Annotated in this window: 15 protein-coding genes; 9 read left to right on the top strand and 6 right to left on the bottom strand. The window is 74.1% G+C overall.

Features of this window, described 5'->3' with window-relative positions:
- Positions 1-76 precede the first annotated feature (76 nt).
- Entirely contained in the window at positions 77-850 is a 774-nt protein-coding gene (locus tag GA0070610_RS21200; protein ID WP_089001664.1) for an enoyl-CoA hydratase-related protein, read from the top strand.
- 118 nt (positions 851-968) lie between these two features.
- A complete protein-coding gene (locus GA0070610_RS21195) occupies positions 969-2,591 on the top strand; it encodes an acetolactate synthase (RefSeq protein ID WP_089001663.1) in 1,623 nt (540 codons plus the stop codon).
- Positions 2,592-2,643: 52 nt separating this feature from the next.
- On the opposite strand, the gene GA0070610_RS21190 is transcribed toward GA0070610_RS21195, so the two are convergent.
- The 3 genes from GA0070610_RS21190 to GA0070610_RS21180 are packed head-to-tail and all read right to left on the bottom strand — an operon-like array spanning position 2,644 to position 3,854.
- Entirely contained in the window at positions 2,644-3,078 is a 435-nt protein-coding gene (locus tag GA0070610_RS21190) for a PLD nuclease N-terminal domain-containing protein (protein WP_089001662.1), read from the bottom strand.
- A gap of 27 nt (positions 3,079-3,105) precedes the next feature.
- On the bottom strand, positions 3,106-3,474 hold the full coding sequence (locus GA0070610_RS21185; protein WP_089001661.1) for a DUF202 domain-containing protein: 369 nt from the start codon (positions 3,472-3,474) through the stop codon (positions 3,106-3,108).
- Positions 3,471-3,854 (bottom strand): YidH family protein, encoded by a 384-nt coding sequence (locus GA0070610_RS21180; RefSeq protein ID WP_089001660.1) that lies wholly within the window; start codon positions 3,852-3,854, stop codon positions 3,471-3,473. Before GA0070610_RS21180 ends, GA0070610_RS21185 begins: the two co-directional genes overlap by 4 nt.
- Before the next feature lie 40 nt (positions 3,855-3,894).
- Between GA0070610_RS21180 and GA0070610_RS21175 the strand changes: the two genes are divergently transcribed.
- The gene (locus GA0070610_RS21175) at positions 3,895-4,692 is read left to right on the top strand and encodes a GNAT family N-acetyltransferase (RefSeq protein WP_089001659.1); all 798 of its coding nucleotides are present in this window, start codon (positions 3,895-3,897) and stop codon (positions 4,690-4,692) included.
- Positions 4,693-4,694: 2 nt separating this feature from the next.
- The gene (locus GA0070610_RS21170) at positions 4,695-5,102 is read left to right on the top strand and encodes a hypothetical protein (RefSeq protein ID WP_089001658.1); all 408 of its coding nucleotides are present in this window, start codon (positions 4,695-4,697) and stop codon (positions 5,100-5,102) included.
- On the opposite strand, the gene GA0070610_RS21165 is transcribed toward GA0070610_RS21170, so the two are convergent.
- Positions 5,090-5,353: a hypothetical protein gene (locus GA0070610_RS21165; protein ID WP_089001657.1), complete on the bottom strand. Its 264-nt coding sequence runs from the start codon at positions 5,351-5,353 to the stop codon at positions 5,090-5,092. The two genes, GA0070610_RS21170 and GA0070610_RS21165, sit on opposite strands and share 13 nt — an antisense overlap.
- 218 nt (positions 5,354-5,571) lie before the next feature.
- On the opposite strand from GA0070610_RS21165, the gene GA0070610_RS21160 reads away from it, so the two are divergent.
- The 3 genes from GA0070610_RS21160 (at position 5,572) to GA0070610_RS21150 (ending at position 10,207) form a co-directional block, all read left to right on the top strand.
- On the top strand, positions 5,572-6,351 hold the full coding sequence (locus GA0070610_RS21160) for an electron transfer flavoprotein subunit beta/FixA family protein (RefSeq protein WP_089001656.1): 780 nt from the start codon (positions 5,572-5,574) through the stop codon (positions 6,349-6,351).
- Positions 6,352-6,362: 11 nt separating this feature from the next.
- The gene (locus GA0070610_RS21155) at positions 6,363-7,322 is read left to right on the top strand and encodes an electron transfer flavoprotein subunit alpha/FixB family protein (RefSeq protein ID WP_089001655.1); all 960 of its coding nucleotides are present in this window, start codon (positions 6,363-6,365) and stop codon (positions 7,320-7,322) included.
- 176 nt (positions 7,323-7,498) lie between these two features.
- Positions 7,499-10,207, top strand: coding sequence for an HAD-IC family P-type ATPase (locus tag GA0070610_RS21150; RefSeq protein WP_089003639.1), 2,709 nt, complete (start codon positions 7,499-7,501; stop codon positions 10,205-10,207).
- A gap of 130 nt (positions 10,208-10,337) precedes the next feature.
- Here GA0070610_RS21150 and GA0070610_RS21145 read toward each other — a convergent pair whose 3' ends face one another.
- Both GA0070610_RS21145 and GA0070610_RS21140 read right to left on the bottom strand, forming a co-directional pair.
- Positions 10,338-11,135, bottom strand: coding sequence for an anti-sigma factor (locus GA0070610_RS21145; RefSeq protein WP_089001654.1), 798 nt, complete (start codon positions 11,133-11,135; stop codon positions 10,338-10,340).
- Positions 11,089-11,691: an RNA polymerase sigma factor gene (locus GA0070610_RS21140; RefSeq protein ID WP_089001653.1), complete on the bottom strand. Its 603-nt coding sequence runs from the start codon at positions 11,689-11,691 to the stop codon at positions 11,089-11,091. Before GA0070610_RS21140 ends, GA0070610_RS21145 begins: the two co-directional genes overlap by 47 nt.
- A 231-nt stretch (positions 11,692-11,922) precedes the next feature.
- On the opposite strand from GA0070610_RS21140, the gene GA0070610_RS21135 reads away from it, so the two are divergent.
- Positions 11,923-12,753 carry a DUF4397 domain-containing protein gene (locus GA0070610_RS21135; protein ID WP_089001652.1) on the top strand — a complete coding sequence of 277 codons (831 nt, stop codon included), beginning with the start codon at positions 11,923-11,925 and terminating at the stop codon, positions 12,751-12,753.
- On the top strand, positions 12,750-13,415 hold the full coding sequence (locus GA0070610_RS21130; protein ID WP_089001651.1) for a class F sortase: 666 nt from the start codon (positions 12,750-12,752) through the stop codon (positions 13,413-13,415). Before GA0070610_RS21135 ends, GA0070610_RS21130 begins: the two co-directional genes overlap by 4 nt.
- The last annotated feature ends 146 nt before the right edge of the window (positions 13,416-13,561 follow it).

The raw sequence follows: 13,561 nt of genomic DNA, 5'->3' as shown, positions 1-13,561 counted from the left end.
TGACACCACACTACTTACCCCAACGATCCGAGCCGTAAGGTTGGCACGCGACTTCGACGAGGAAGTGAGGGCCAGCGTGGGCGAGTTCGTGCGGTTGGAGACCAAGGACGGCATCGGCACCATCCGACTGGAGCGGCCGCCGATGAACGCCCTGAACACCCAGGTGCAGGAGGAGTTGCGCGCCGCCGCCACGGCGGCCACCGCCGACCCGGGCGTCCGCGCCGTCATCGTGTACGGCGGGGAGAAGGTCTTCGCGGCCGGCGCGGACATCAAGGAGATGGCCGACATGTCCTACGTGGACATGGCGGACCGGGCGGCCGACCTGTCCAGCGCGCTCGGCGCGATCGCCCGGATCCCCAAGCCGGTCGTCGCCGCGATCACCGGCTACGCCCTCGGCGGCGGCTGCGAGCTGGCGCTGGCATGCGACTGGCGGGTGGTGGCCGAGGACGCCAAGCTCGGGCAGCCGGAGATCAAGCTCGGCATCATCCCTGGCGCGGGCGGCACCCAGCGGCTGGCCCGCCTGGTCGGCCCGGCCCGCGCCAAGGACCTGATCATGTCCGGCCGGATGGTCGACGCCCAGGAGGCCCTGCGGATCGGCCTGGCCGACCGGGTCGCCCCGGCGGCTGAGGTCTACGACACCGCGGTCGAGCTGGTCCGCCCGTACCTCACCGGGCCCGTGCAGGCGCTGCGCGCCGCCAAGCTCGCCGTCGACGGCGGCCTGGACATGGACCTGAACTCCGGTCTGGCCTGGGAGAGCCAGCTCTTCGCGGCACTGTTCGCCACCGAGGACCGGCGCGAGGGCATGGCGGCGTTCGTGGCGAAGCGCAAGCCGGACTTCACCGGCCGTTGACCGGCCCGGGCCGGCGGGGCGACCCGCCGGCCCCCGGGCGTCGAACGAGAACTGTTCACATTTCTCCTACCGGTGAGTAGCGTGTGACCCCGGCCACGCGGACGAAGGGAAGAGCGGGATGACGGAGCGGATCGAAGGTCACGGCGGGGAGCTCGCGCTCGCGGCGCTGCGCGCGTACGGGGTGCGGGAGATGTTCACCCTCTCCGGCGGGCACGTCTTTCCGCTCTACGACGCCGCGCACAAGACCGGCTTCCCCATCTACGACGTGCGGCACGAGCAGTCGGCCGTCTTCGCCGCCGAGGCGGTGGCGAAGCTCCAGCGCCGCCCCGGCCTCGCCGTGCTCACCGCCGGCCCCGGCGTCACCAATGGCGTCTCCGGACTGACCAGCGCCTACTTCAACGCCTCGCCCGTGCTGGTGCTGGGCGGCCGGGCCCCGCAGTTCCGCTGGGGCTCGGGCAGCCTCCAGGAGATGGACCACCTGCCGCTGGTCGCCCCGGTCACCAAGCACGCCGAGACGGTGTTCAGCCCCGACGACATCCCGCGCGCGGTGACCGCGGCGCTGACCACCGCGCTCACCCCGCACCGGGGCCCGGTCTTCCTCGACTTCCCCCTGGAGGCCGTCTTCTCGGTCTCCGACGCCGAGTTGCCCCCGCTGCCGGGCATCGCGCCGGTCGAGCCCGACCCCGACGAGGTGACGAAGGCGGCCGGCCTGATCGCCGCCGCCCACCGCCCGGTCGTCATCGCCGGCTCCGACGTCTACGCCGGGGACGCGGTCGACGCCCTGCGCGCGGCCGCCGAGTCGCTCCAGGTGCCGGTCTTCACCAACGGGATGGGCCGGGGCGCGCTGCCGCCGGAGCACCCGCTCGCCTTCGCCAAGGCCCGTCGCGTGGCGCTCAAGGGCGCCGACGTGGTCGTCGTGATCGGCACCCCGCTCGACTTCCGGCTCAGCTTCGGCGACTTCGGCGACGCGAAGGTGGTGCACGTCGTCGACGCGCCCAGCCAGCGCGCCGGGCACGTGCAGCCGGCCGCCGCCCCCGCCGGTGACCTCCGGCTGATCCTCACCGCGCTGGCCGACCACCCGGGCGACCGGGCCGACCACGCCGACTGGATCGCCGAGCTGCGTACGGCCGAGGACGCCGCCAAGGCCCGCGACGCCGAGGAGATGGCCGCCGAGTCCGACCCGATCCGGCCCGCCCGGGTCTACGGCGAGCTGCGCAAGGTCCTCGCCCGCGACGCCATCACCATCGGCGACGGCGGCGACTTCGTCTCGTACGCCGGCCGCTACCTGGAGCCCGCGCAGCCCGGCACCTGGCTCGACCCCGGCCCGTACGGCTGCCTCGGCACCGGCATGGGCTACGCGATGGGCGCCCGGGTCAGCCACCCCGACCGGCAGATCTGCGTCCTCATGGGCGACGGCGCGGCCGGCTTTTCGCTGATGGACGTCGAGTCCCTCGCCCGGCAGAAGCTGCCCGTGGTGATCGTGGTCGGCAACAACGGCATCTGGGGGCTGGAGAAGCACCCGATGCGCGCCATGTACGGCTACGACGTCGCCGCCGACCTCCAGCCGGAGCTGCGCTACGACCACGTGGTGAGCGCCCTGGGCGGGGCCGGCGAGACGGTGGCGAAGGCCGGCGACCTCGGGCCGGCGCTGCGGCGGGCGTTCGACGCCGGCGTGCCGTACCTGGTCAACGTGCTCACCGACCCGGCGGACGCGTACCCCCGCTCGTCGAACCTGGCCTGAGTCGGGCCCGCCGCCGTCGCCGGGCGACCGGCGACGGCGGCGGCGGCGGGGCTCAGGCGCCGGGAGTGGAACCCTCGGGGCGGTCCTCCTCGCGCGGCGGCTCGCCGTCGCGGCGGCGCATCTCGTCCTCGCGGCGGCGCAGATCCTCCTCCCAGCGGCGGAACAGCTCCCCGTCCTCCTGCCGGGAGCGCTCGCCGAGGGAGCGGAGGAACTCGGGGTCGTCGTCGGGGGCGACCGGGCGGGGCCGCTCCCGGGGCGGCAGGAGCCGACCCTTCGGCGCTCCGCCGGCGGGTCGGCCCGCGACGCGCTCGCGCCCCGCGGCGAACCAGGCGAGGGAGCCGAGCAGCGGGAAGAACAGGATGATCAGCACCCAGGCGATCCGGGGCAGGGCTTTGATCTCGCCCTCCTCGGCGGAGAGGCAGCTGATCAGCGCGCAGACGGCGAGGACGATCTGCACGACGAAGAGGAGGACGTAGAGCCGGGCCATGGGTCAATCATGGCGCACCGGCTCCCGTCAACCCAGTCCGCGCGCCGCCAGCAGGGTGCCGAGCAGCGCGAAGCCGGCCGTGGCGAGGGCGACCAGGGGTAGCGAGCGCCCGTAGCCGGGGGCCGGGCCCGTGCCGGTGGCCCGCCGCCAGCAGACCGTCAGCGCCGCGCCCCAGCCCAGCACGGCGGCCCCGGCGACGAGCGCGCCGAACGCCCCGCCGGCGGGCGGCCCGGTGAGCGCGAGCCGCACGGTCAGCACCATGATCACGGTGAGCGCCAGGGCCGTACGCCGCCAGGCCAGCCTTGTGCGCTCGGGTTGCAGCCCGGGGTCGCGCGCCGGCCGGTCCCGCCCCGGCGGCTGCGTCCCGTGGCCGCCGGCTCCGCCGGGCCGGTTCACCGGCCACCGACCGCCCGGGCCAGCACCGCCGCCACCAGCAGCAGCGCGCCGAGGCCGACGGCGAGGGCGAGCACCGCCGGGAAGCGTGAGGCGGGCAGTTCCTCGCCGAGGCGGATGGCCCGCTCCGTACGCGCCCAGTGGTCGACCGCGCGCACCGCCACCGTGCCCCCGAGCAGCAGCAGCGCGATGGCGATCACCTCCCGCAGGTGCGCCGGCGGCAGGAACTGCGCGGCGGCCAGCCCGCCCGCGACCAGCGCCAGCCCGGTACGCAGCCAGGCCAGGAACGTCCGCTCGTTGGCCAGCGAGAAGCGGTAGTCGGGGGTGCTGCCCACCGCCCGCAGCTCGCGCGGGTCGAACCACCGCCTGATCGCCTGCCACACGTGACCATTATCCGTTTCCGGCCGGCCGTAGCCTCGTGGGATGACCGATCTTGACGCCCGCACGCTGCGTGACGCCTACGACGCCCAGATCCGCCCGGAGATTCCGGATCCGCTGCCGGCCGGGGTCACCGTCGAACGGGACGGCCCGCTGGTCCGCGTCCTCGGTCTCGACCAGCGCGGCTTCCTCACGTACCGCACGCTGGACGGGCTCGTCGGGGCCGAGTTGGACGCGTTGATCGCCCGGCAGGTGGAGTTCTTCCGCCGGCGCGGCGAGGCGGTGGAGTGGAAGCTCAACGGGCACGACCAGCCGGTCGACCTGCCCGATCGGCTGCGCGCCGCCGGGTTCGTCGCGGAGGCGGAGGAGACCGTCGTGGTCGGTCCGGTCGCGGCGCTGGCCGCCGCCGTGCCCGTGCTGCCCGAGGGGGTACGCCTGCGCGAGGTCAGTGCCCGGGAGGACCTGGAGCGCATCGCCGCGATGGAGGAGGCGGTCTGGCACGACGACCGCAGCCACCTGGTGACCGGCCTGGCGAGGGAGATCGAGGCCGACCCGCAGTGCATCACGGTCGTCGTCGCCGAGGCGGACGAGACGGTGGTCAGCGCCGGTTGGGTCCGTTACCAGGCGAATACCGGCTTCGCGACCCTCTGGGGCGGCTCGACCCTGCCGCAGTGGCGGCGGCGGGGCGTCTACCGGGCGCTGGTCGCGTACCGGGCGCGCCTGGCCGAGCAGCGTGGCAGGACGTTGCTCCAGGTGGACTGCTCGCCGGAGAGCCGGCCGATCCTCCAGCGGCTCGGTCTCGTCCCGGTCACGACCACCACCCCGTACGTCTACACTCCGTGATCATGGAGCAGCGGTTGACGGCCGAGGAACGGCTGACCCTCAAGACGGGCGCGTTCGGGGCGGTGTTCCTGGTGGCCAACGCGGACCCGGGGATGCTCGCCCTGTTCCGGGAGAGCTTCGCCGCCTCCGGCGCGATGGCCGACAGCAGCGGGGTGGTCAAGGAGGCGCTGACCAGCGGTCCGCTGCCGAAGCTGCCCCGGGACTCGGCCCTGGAGATCGAGGCGGTGGTGCTGCCGGCGCTGGGCCGCTCGGTGCGGATCCTGCGGGAGAAGTCGCCCCGGGACGTGGCCGGCTACCGCGAGGTGGTGCTCTCGGCGGCCGAGCGGGTGGCCGGCGCGCACCGGGGGGTCGCCCCGGCCGAGGCGGCGGCCATCGAGCGGATCAGGGACGCGTTGGATCAGCCGGCGTGAGCCGCGCCGGCGTCCCGGTGCGGGCGGCCGCCGTGGTCGCCCCCGCGCCCCGGGCCCGGGGCGCGGGGCGCGCCGGGGTGGGCGTACTCGCCGTGGGCGGTGCGTCGGGTCGGCGACCAGAGCGCCCGGACGGCGGCCCGCACGCACCGCTCGCGCAGCCGGCCACAGGCGCACCGGTACGCCTCGGGTCGGGTCCGGCGACAGCGGTGCCGCGGCGTGTCGGCGCGGCCGGTACTGGTGTTTTCTGACATTTCGTGACACCTCCCGATTCGTCAGATTACCCGCCCGCATGGCCGCCGGTGAGCTGTGTCACCCTGAGGGCGCCGGAGCCGGATGCTACTGGCAGGTAACATTGCGCCGTGGGCAACTGCACAGCACCGCGCGGTTGACCGGCGTCAACGGAAGCGCGAGGCTGCGCCCCAGACCGGGCGAGCGATCGCAACACCAACAGGAGGGTCGTCGAAGCGCGATGAACATCGTCGTACTCGTCAAGCAGGTGCCCGATTCGGGCGCGGACCGCAACCTGCGCAGTGACGACAACACCGTCGACCGCGGTTCGGCGAACAACGTCATCAACGAGATGGACGAGTACGCCATCGAGGAGGCGTTGAAGATCAAGGAGGCCCACGGGGGCGAGGTGACCGTCCTGACCATGGGTCCGGACCGGGCGACCGAGTCGATCCGCAAGGCGCTCTCCATGGGCCCGGACAAGGCCGTGCACGTCGTGGACGACGCCCTGCACGGCTCCTGCGCCGTGGCCACCTCGAAGGTGCTCGCCGCCGCCCTCGGTCAGCTCAACGCCGATCTGGTGCTCTGCGGCAGCGAGTCGACCGACGGCCGGGTGCAGGTCATGCCGCACATGCTCGCCGAGCGGCTGGGCGTCGCGGCGCTCACCGGCGCCCGCAAGCTCACGGTCGACGGCTCCACCCTGACCGTCGAGCGGCAGACCGAGGAGGGCTACGAGGTGGTCACCGCCACCACCCCCGCCGTGGTCTCCGTCTGGGACACCATCAACGAGCCGCGCTACCCGTCCTTCAAGGGCATCATGGCCGCCAAGAAGAAGCCGGTGCAGACGCTCTCCCTGGGTGACCTCGGGGTCGCCCCGGCCGAGGTGGGCTTCGAGGGCGCGACCAGCGCCGTGCTGGAGCACAGCAAGCGTCCGCCGCGCTCCGGCGGCGCGAAGATCACCGACGAGGGCGACGGCGGCGTGAAGCTGGTCGAGTTCCTCGCCACCGAGAAGTTCGTGTGAGAGGTCTGGACATGTCTGAGGTTCTCGTCGTCGTCGAAGCCACCCGGGAATTCGGCGTCAAGAAGGTCACCCTGGAGATGCTCACCCTCGCCCGCGAGCTGGGCACCCCGAGCGCGGTCGTGCTCGGCGGCCCCGGCGCCGCCGAGGCGCTGAGCGCCAAGCTGGGCGAGTACGGCGCGGAGAAGATCTACGCGGCCGAGAGCGAGGAGATCGACGGCTACCTGGTGGCCCCCAAGGCGACCGTGGTGGCCGAGCTGGTCTCGCGGGTGCAGCCGGCCGCCGTGCTGCTCGCCTCCTCCCAGGAGGGCAAGGAGATCGCCGCCCGGCTGGCCGTCAAGCTGGACAACGGCATCCTGACCGACGTGGTGGGCCTGGCCGCCGACGGCACCGCCACCCAGGTGGCCTTCGCCGGCTCCGCCATCGTCAAGTCCAAGGTCACCCGCGGCCTGCCGCTGGTCACCGTCCGGCCCAACTCGGTCAACCCGACCCCGGCGGCGGCCAGCCCGGCCGTCGAGCAGCTCACCGTCGCGGTCGCCGACACCGACAAGCTGGCCAAGGTCGTCGACCGGGTGGCCGAGCAGAAGGGCTCCCGCCCGGAGCTCACCGAGGCCGGCGTGGTCGTCTCCGGTGGTCGGGGCGTCGGCAACGCCGACAACTTCAAGCTGGTCGAGGAGCTGGCCGACCTGCTCGGCGGCGCCGTGGGCGCGTCCCGCGCGGCCGTCGACTCCGGCTACTACCCGCACCAGTTCCAGGTGGGACAGACCGGCAAGACGGTCTCCCCGCAGCTCTACGTCGCTCTCGGCATCTCCGGCGCCATCCAGCACCGGGCCGGCATGCAGACCTCGAAGACCATCGTCGCGGTCAACAAGGACGGCGAGGCGCCGATCTTCGAGCTGGCCGACTTCGGCGTGGTGGGTGACCTGTTCAAGATCGTCCCGCAGGCCGCGGACGAGATCCGCAAGCGCAAGTGAGCTGACGCCCGTCCGGGCGCGGGCCGGGAACCGCGACGCGGTTCCCGGCCCGCGCCTTTTTCCGCAGGCGGCACCCCGGAACGACCCGCGGGGTCCCGCGTCGGCCTGCGACCATGGAGGCGCTCTACCCGGAGTGCCCCAGCGCGGCCGTCCCCGTGTCGAACAGGAGTGTGCCGATGCCGGCCAGGACGCCCGAGGGCGATCACCACGCGCTCGCCGTGCACGAGGTCGTGCTGCTGCTCGGCACCGACACCGAGCACGGGCTGACCGACGAGGAGGCGGCGGCGCGGCTCGAGCGGTACGGGCCCAACGTGCTGCCCAGCGCGGCCGAGGGCGGGGCGCTGCGCCGGCTGCTGCGGCAGTTCCACAACCCGCTGATCTACGTGCTGGTCGCCGCCGGCGTGGTCACCCTGCTGCTCGCCGAGTACGTCGACTCGGCGGTGATCTTCGGGGTGGTGCTCGTCAACGCCGTCGTCGGCTTCCTCCAGGAGTCCCGCGCGGAGGCGGCCCTCGACGCGCTGCGGGCGATGGTGCGTACGCAGGCCCGGGTGCTGCGCGCCGGCCGGCAACGCCACGTGTCGTCCGACGACGTGGTCCCCGGGGACGTGGTGCTCGTGGAGGCGGGGGAGAAGGTCCCCGCCGACCTGCGGCTCGTACGCGCCGCCGAGCTGCGCGCCGACGAGTCGGCGCTGACCGGCGAGTCGCTGCCCGTACGCAAGGACGAGCTGGTGGTGCCGGCCGACGCGCCGGTGGCCGACCGCCGCAACCTGCTGCACTCCGGCACCCTGCTCACCGGCGGCACGGCGGTCGGCGTCGCGGTGGCCACCGGGGCGGACACGGAACTGGGCCGCATCCACCGCCTGGTCGGCGGCGCGCAGGTGCTGGACACGCCGCTGACGGTGAAGCTCGCCCGGTTCAGCCGGCTGCTCACCGCGGCGATCCTGCTCCTCGCGGCGGTGACCTTCGGCATCGGTCTGGTGCGGGGGCAGGACGCCGGGGAGACGTTCACCGCCGCCGTGGCACTCGCCGTGGGCGCGATCCCGGAGGGGCTGCCCGCCGCCGTGACGATCACCCTGGCGATCGGCGTGTCCCGGATGGCCCGCCGCCGGGCGGTGATCCGGCGGCTGCCGGCGGTGGAGACGCTGGGCAGCACCACGGTGATCTGCACCGACAAGACCGGCACCCTCACCGAGAACCAGATGACCGTCCAGGTGCTGTGGACCCCGCAGGGCCGCTACGAGGTCGGCGGGACCGGCTACGTCCCCACCGGCGAGATCCGGGATCCGGCGGGCGGCCCGGCCCCGACGGGGGAGGGCCCGCTGCGCTGGTCGCTGCTGGCCGGCGTGGGCTGCAACGACGCCCGCCTCGACGAGCAGGACGGCCGCTGGGTCGTGCTCGGCGACCCCACCGAGGGCGCGATGCTCGTGGCGGGCGCCAAGGTGGGGCTGCACGCGCACGAGGTCGCCGCCGAACTGCCCCGGGTGGCCGCCGTCCCGTTCACCTCGGAGCGGCAGTTCATGGCGACCCTGCACGAGCGTCCCGAGGGCGGGCGGGTGGTGCTCGTCAAAGGGGCGGTGGAGCGGGTGGTCGAATGGTCCGGCTCGGCCCTGCGCCCCGACGGCTCGACGGGACCGCTCGACGCCCCGGCCGTGCTGGCCGCCGCCCACGAGCTGGCCGGCGAGGGCCTGCGGGTGCTCGCCACCGCGATGCGGGCGGTCGGTCCGACGGACGGGCTCGTCGAGGAGGAACTGGCCGGCACGCTGGTCTTCACCGGGCTGCACGCGATGCTCGACCCGCCCCGGGCCGCCGCGGCGGCGGCCGTGACGTCCTGCCACCGCGCCGGGATCGACGTGAAGATGATCACCGGGGACCACCTCGCCACCGCCAGCGCCATCGCGCGCCGGATCGGGCTGCTGCGCGCCGAGCCCGGTCCGGGCGACGTGCTGACCGGCGCCGACCTGGCGGCGCTGCCCGCCGGGGAGCTGCCCGCGGCCGTACGGGGGGCGTCGGTGTTCGCCCGGGTCTCGCCCGAGCAGAAGCTCCGGCTGGTGGAGGCGTTGCAGGCCGACGGCCAGGTGGTCGCGATGACCGGCGACGGGGTCAACGACGCCCCCGCGCTGCGCGCGGCCAACATCGGGGTGGCGATGGGCCGCAGCGGCACCGAGGTGGCCAAGGAGGCCGCCGACGTCGTGCTCACCGACGACGACTTCGCGACCATCGAGGCGGCCGTCTCGGAGGGGCGGGGCGTCTTCGCCAACCTGACGAAGTTCATCACCTGGACGCTGCCCACCAACGCGGCGGAGGGGCTGGTCATCCTCGTCGCGATCGTGCTCGGCTCGGCGCTGCCGATCCTGCCGAGCCAGATCCTCTGGATCAACATGACCACGGCGGTGTTCCTCGGCCTGACGCTCGCCTTCGAGCCGAAGGAGCCCGGGATCATGGACCGGCCGCCCCGCGATCCCGGTCAGCCCCTGCTCACCGTCGCGCTGGTGGTCCGGGTGCTGCTGGTCTCCGCGCTGCTGGTGGTGGGCGCCTGGTGGCTGTTCGAGTGGGAGCGCTCCGGCGGGGCCGACCTGGCGCAGGCGCGGACCGCCGCGGTGAACCTCTTCGTCACCGTCATGGCGTTCTACCTGTTCAGCTGCCGCTCCCTGACCCGCTCGCCGTGGCGCCTGGGCCTGTTCAGCAACCGCTGGCTGATCGCCGGGGTGCTCGTGCAGGCCCTCGGCCAGCTCGCCCTTACCTACCTGCCGGTCATGAACGACCTGTTCCGTACGGCGCCCATCGACGGGCAGGCGTGGTTGCGGATCCTGGGCATAGCCGTCGTGGCTTCGGCCGTCGTCGCGCTCGACAAGCGGTTCGGCCGGTTCGGCCGCCGCCTCGGCTGATCTTCCGCTCCGGCCGCCGAGCGGGCCGGGCGTGGGTCCGGCCGCCGCCTCGGCTGACCTGCGGAGGTGGCGGCGGCCGGGCCGCGATGGGAGCTGATCGGCGGGCCGGGGAGCTGAGCCGGCCCGCCGATCAGCCCGTCAGGGTGCCCCTCAACAGGCTCTTGCCGGAGTGGGCGGTGTTGTTGTCGTACGCCTCGGCGGAGACGTCGACAACCGAGTATGCCTCAAGGTCCACGTTCGGTGGCAGCGGCAGCAGCTCGTCCGTCGCGTCGCCGAGCACACCGACCGAGAACATCTGCATGTTCCGCGGGTTGATGAGCCACACCTCGTAGTACCCCGGGACGTCCGGGAGATTCGCCAGGTGCAGGTGCAGTCGGCCGTTGTCGAACACCCGGGCCTCGCCGTTGGCGTCCGGCGGCGTCTCGCCGTACGCCTTCAGGGGCGCGCTGGCCAGCACCACCTGCGGTGGGGCGGGCTCCGGCGCCGGCCCGGTCCCGTCGATCGCGACGAGGGTGCCGACGACGCCGACCACGGCGGCGGCCGTCGCGGTCACGGCGGTCGTTGCCCAGCGTGACCACCGGCCCCGCCGGCGGGCCGGGGCGAGGACCACGCCGCCCGCCCCGTCGGCGTCGTCCGGCCGGTCGGTCGGGGGGCGCTCGTCGGCGGACCGCTCGGCGCGGGGCCCGGGCAGCGCCGGCAGGGCCTCCGCCGCGCGGATCTCCGCGACGATGCCCTGCCAGACGTGCTCCGGCGGATCGGGCAGGTCGTGCAGGCCCTGGGTGCCGGCGCCGAGGCCGGCGACGTGTTGGAGGGTGTCCATCTCGGCCCGGCAGTGCGCGCAGGTGTCGAGGTGGGTGGTCTCCGTGGCGTCCGCCTCGGTCTCACCGAGCGCCAGGAAGACCAGCCGGTCGTGGTCCAGGTGCGGCACCGTCCACCTCCCATCTGCGTTTCAAGCTCGCCATACCGCGGCGGATGTGGCTCTTGACCGTGCCGAGCGGCACCCCGGTCACCGTCGCTATCTGCTGGTGGGTGAGGTCGTCGAAGAACGCCAACTCCAGCATGCGCCGCTGGTCGTCGGGCAGTCGGGCCAGCTCGTCGGCGACCACCAGCCGGTCGACCACGGTGTCCGGATCCGGGCCCGTGCGCGCCTGCTCCGGCAGTTGCCGGACCGTCTCGACCACCCGGGTCTCGCGGGCCGAGGCCCGCAGCCGGTCGATCACCTTGCGGCGGGCGATGCCGAGCAGCCAGCCGACCAGCGAGCCCTTGCCGGGGTCGAAGGTGTCCCGCCCCAGCCAGGCGGCGACGAAGGTGGTCTGGGTCACGTCCTCGGCGTCGCTGCGGTTGGCCAGGGTGCTGGTGGCCAGGTGCAGGACGGCGCGGCCGTACCGGTCGTACGCCTGCCGGAGCGCCAGTTCGTCGCCTGCGCGGAAACGCGCGGCCAGGTCGTCCTCGGGTGGGTCCGGCTCCTGCCGTGCCGCTGTCACAGGGCGGCTCGCCTTCCAGGGGGCATGCCCGACTGTAACTCCCACAGTCATCGCCCCCGCCTTTCCGGTCGGTCTGGTCTCGGTAGCTCTTCGCTCCGGAGGCGGCCGCCGGATGCGGATCAGGCGGACGAAAAGAAGTTGCTCCCGGGCGCATCCGGCGACGGTGGGCCGGGCGTAACTCGTTTTGCACACCAGGCCTGACGAATCAGTACCAACTACCAGGAGGCAGACATGCAGCTCTCGTACTTCCGTCGGGTCGCCGCGGGCGGCGCGGTCGCCGCGCTGACGTTCGCCGGAGCCGGCGCCCTCACCGCCACCCCCGCGTACGCCGCCTCGTCCAAGGTCTCCGTCGTGCACGGCATCCCGGACACCCCGGTCGACGTGTACGTCAACGGCGAGAAGACGCTGGACAACTTCAAGCCCGGCGACGTGGCCGGCCCGCTGAACCTGGAGGAGGGCGCGTACGACATCGCCCTCACCAAGCCCGGCGAGCCGATCGCCCAGGCCATCCTCAGCGTCGACGACGCCGCGGTGCCGGGCGGCGCGAACATCAGCATCGCCGCCCACCTCGACGCGGCCGGCAAGCCGAAGATCACGCCGTTCGTCAACGACACCGGCAAGGTCGCCGCCGGCAAGGCCCGGCTGATCGTCCGGCACACCGCGGCCGCCCCGGCAGTGGACGTGCGCGCCGGCGGCACCCCGGTCTTCGAGGGCCTCACCAACCCGAACGAGGCCAAGGGCGACGTCGACGCGGGTGCCGTCAAGGCCGACGTGGTGCTCGCCGGCACCGACACCGTGGCGATCGGGCCGGCGGACCTCGACCTCAAGGAGGGCACCGCGACGATCGTGTACGCGATCGGCTCGGCCGACGCGAAGAACCTCGGCGTCGTGGCGCAGACCATCACCGGCCTGCACTCGGCCCCGGCCGGGGTGCCCAGCGGCGACGGCGGCCAGGCCCGCACCGGCGTGGACACCTGGTGGTACGTGCTGACCGGCGCCGGCGCGCTGCTGCTGATCGGCGGCGGGGCGCGGGTGGCCACCGCCCGGACCGGTCGCAGGTGACGGTGCGCCACCGCGGGGCGCTGGCGGCCATGGCCGCCGGCGTCGCCGCGCTCACCGTCGCGACCCTCGTCGCCTGCGGCTCCCGGCCGGCCGAGGACGTCGGCGCCGACGAGGCGGCGGCCCTGGCCAGCCCCACGCCGGCCCCGTCGGTCACCACCGGCGACGCCGCCAGCGTCCCGGTCACCACGGGGGAACTGCCGGCCGGTACGAAGGTCGTCCCGCCGGTACGGCTGGAGATCCCCACGATCGACGTCACCGCCACGGTGAACGCGGTCGGCATCAACGAGCGCACCAACGAGTTCGAGGTGCCGCCCAGCGTCGACCAGATCGGCTGGTACCGGTACGGGCCGGGCCTGGAGACCGACGCCGGCTCGGTGGTCGTCGCCGGCCACGTGGACAGCGCCACGCAGGGCAAGGGCGCCTTCTACCGCCTGCGTGAGCTCGACGAGGGCGACACCCTCACCGCGACCGGCAGCGACGGGGAGGCCCGGCGGTACCGGGTCGTCGCCCGGGAGGAGTACGACAAGACCCGGATCCCGTTGGACCGGTACTTCGCCCGCGACGGCAAGCCGCGGCTGACCCTGATCACCTGCGGTGGGCCGTTCGACGCGAAGGTCCGCAAGTACCGCGACAACATCGTCGTCACGGCGGTGCCCGCCTGACCGGGGCGCACGGCGGTGCCCGCCCGACCGGGCGCACGGCGGTGCCTGCGACACGGCGGGGCCTCGCACCGGGCAGGCCCGGCGTCGGGCGGGGAGGAGCGCCCTCCCCGCCCGGCGCCGGCATCCGTGGCCCTCGCACGGGGCCC

This window comes from Micromonospora echinofusca (assembly GCF_900091445.1).
GTDB lineage: Bacteria > Actinomycetota > Actinomycetes > Mycobacteriales > Micromonosporaceae > Micromonospora > Micromonospora echinofusca.
This window is presented reverse-complemented; position numbering and strand designations above follow the sequence as displayed.

What these genes read in the sequence shown, in the direction of transcription:
- GA0070610_RS21160 (WP_089001656.1), top strand. Translation starts at nt 5,572, where the DNA reads ATGAACATCGTCGTACTCGTCAAGCAGGTGCCCGATTCGGGCGCGGAC.
- GA0070610_RS21165 (WP_089001657.1), bottom strand. Translation starts at nt 5,353, where the DNA reads ATGTCAGAAAACACCAGTACCGGCCGCGCCGACACGCCGCGGCACCGC.
- GA0070610_RS21135 (WP_089001652.1), top strand. Translation starts at nt 11,923, where the DNA reads ATGCAGCTCTCGTACTTCCGTCGGGTCGCCGCGGGCGGCGCGGTCGCC.
- GA0070610_RS21195 (WP_089001663.1), top strand. Translation starts at nt 969, where the DNA reads ATGACGGAGCGGATCGAAGGTCACGGCGGGGAGCTCGCGCTCGCGGCG.
- GA0070610_RS21150 (WP_089003639.1), top strand. Translation starts at nt 7,499, where the DNA reads ATGCCGGCCAGGACGCCCGAGGGCGATCACCACGCGCTCGCCGTGCAC.
- GA0070610_RS21170 (WP_089001658.1), top strand. Translation starts at nt 4,695, where the DNA reads ATGGAGCAGCGGTTGACGGCCGAGGAACGGCTGACCCTCAAGACGGGC.
- GA0070610_RS21190 (WP_089001662.1), bottom strand. Translation starts at nt 3,078, where the DNA reads ATGGCCCGGCTCTACGTCCTCCTCTTCGTCGTGCAGATCGTCCTCGCC.
- GA0070610_RS21175 (WP_089001659.1), top strand. Translation starts at nt 3,895, where the DNA reads ATGACCGATCTTGACGCCCGCACGCTGCGTGACGCCTACGACGCCCAG.
- GA0070610_RS21155 (WP_089001655.1), top strand. Translation starts at nt 6,363, where the DNA reads ATGTCTGAGGTTCTCGTCGTCGTCGAAGCCACCCGGGAATTCGGCGTC.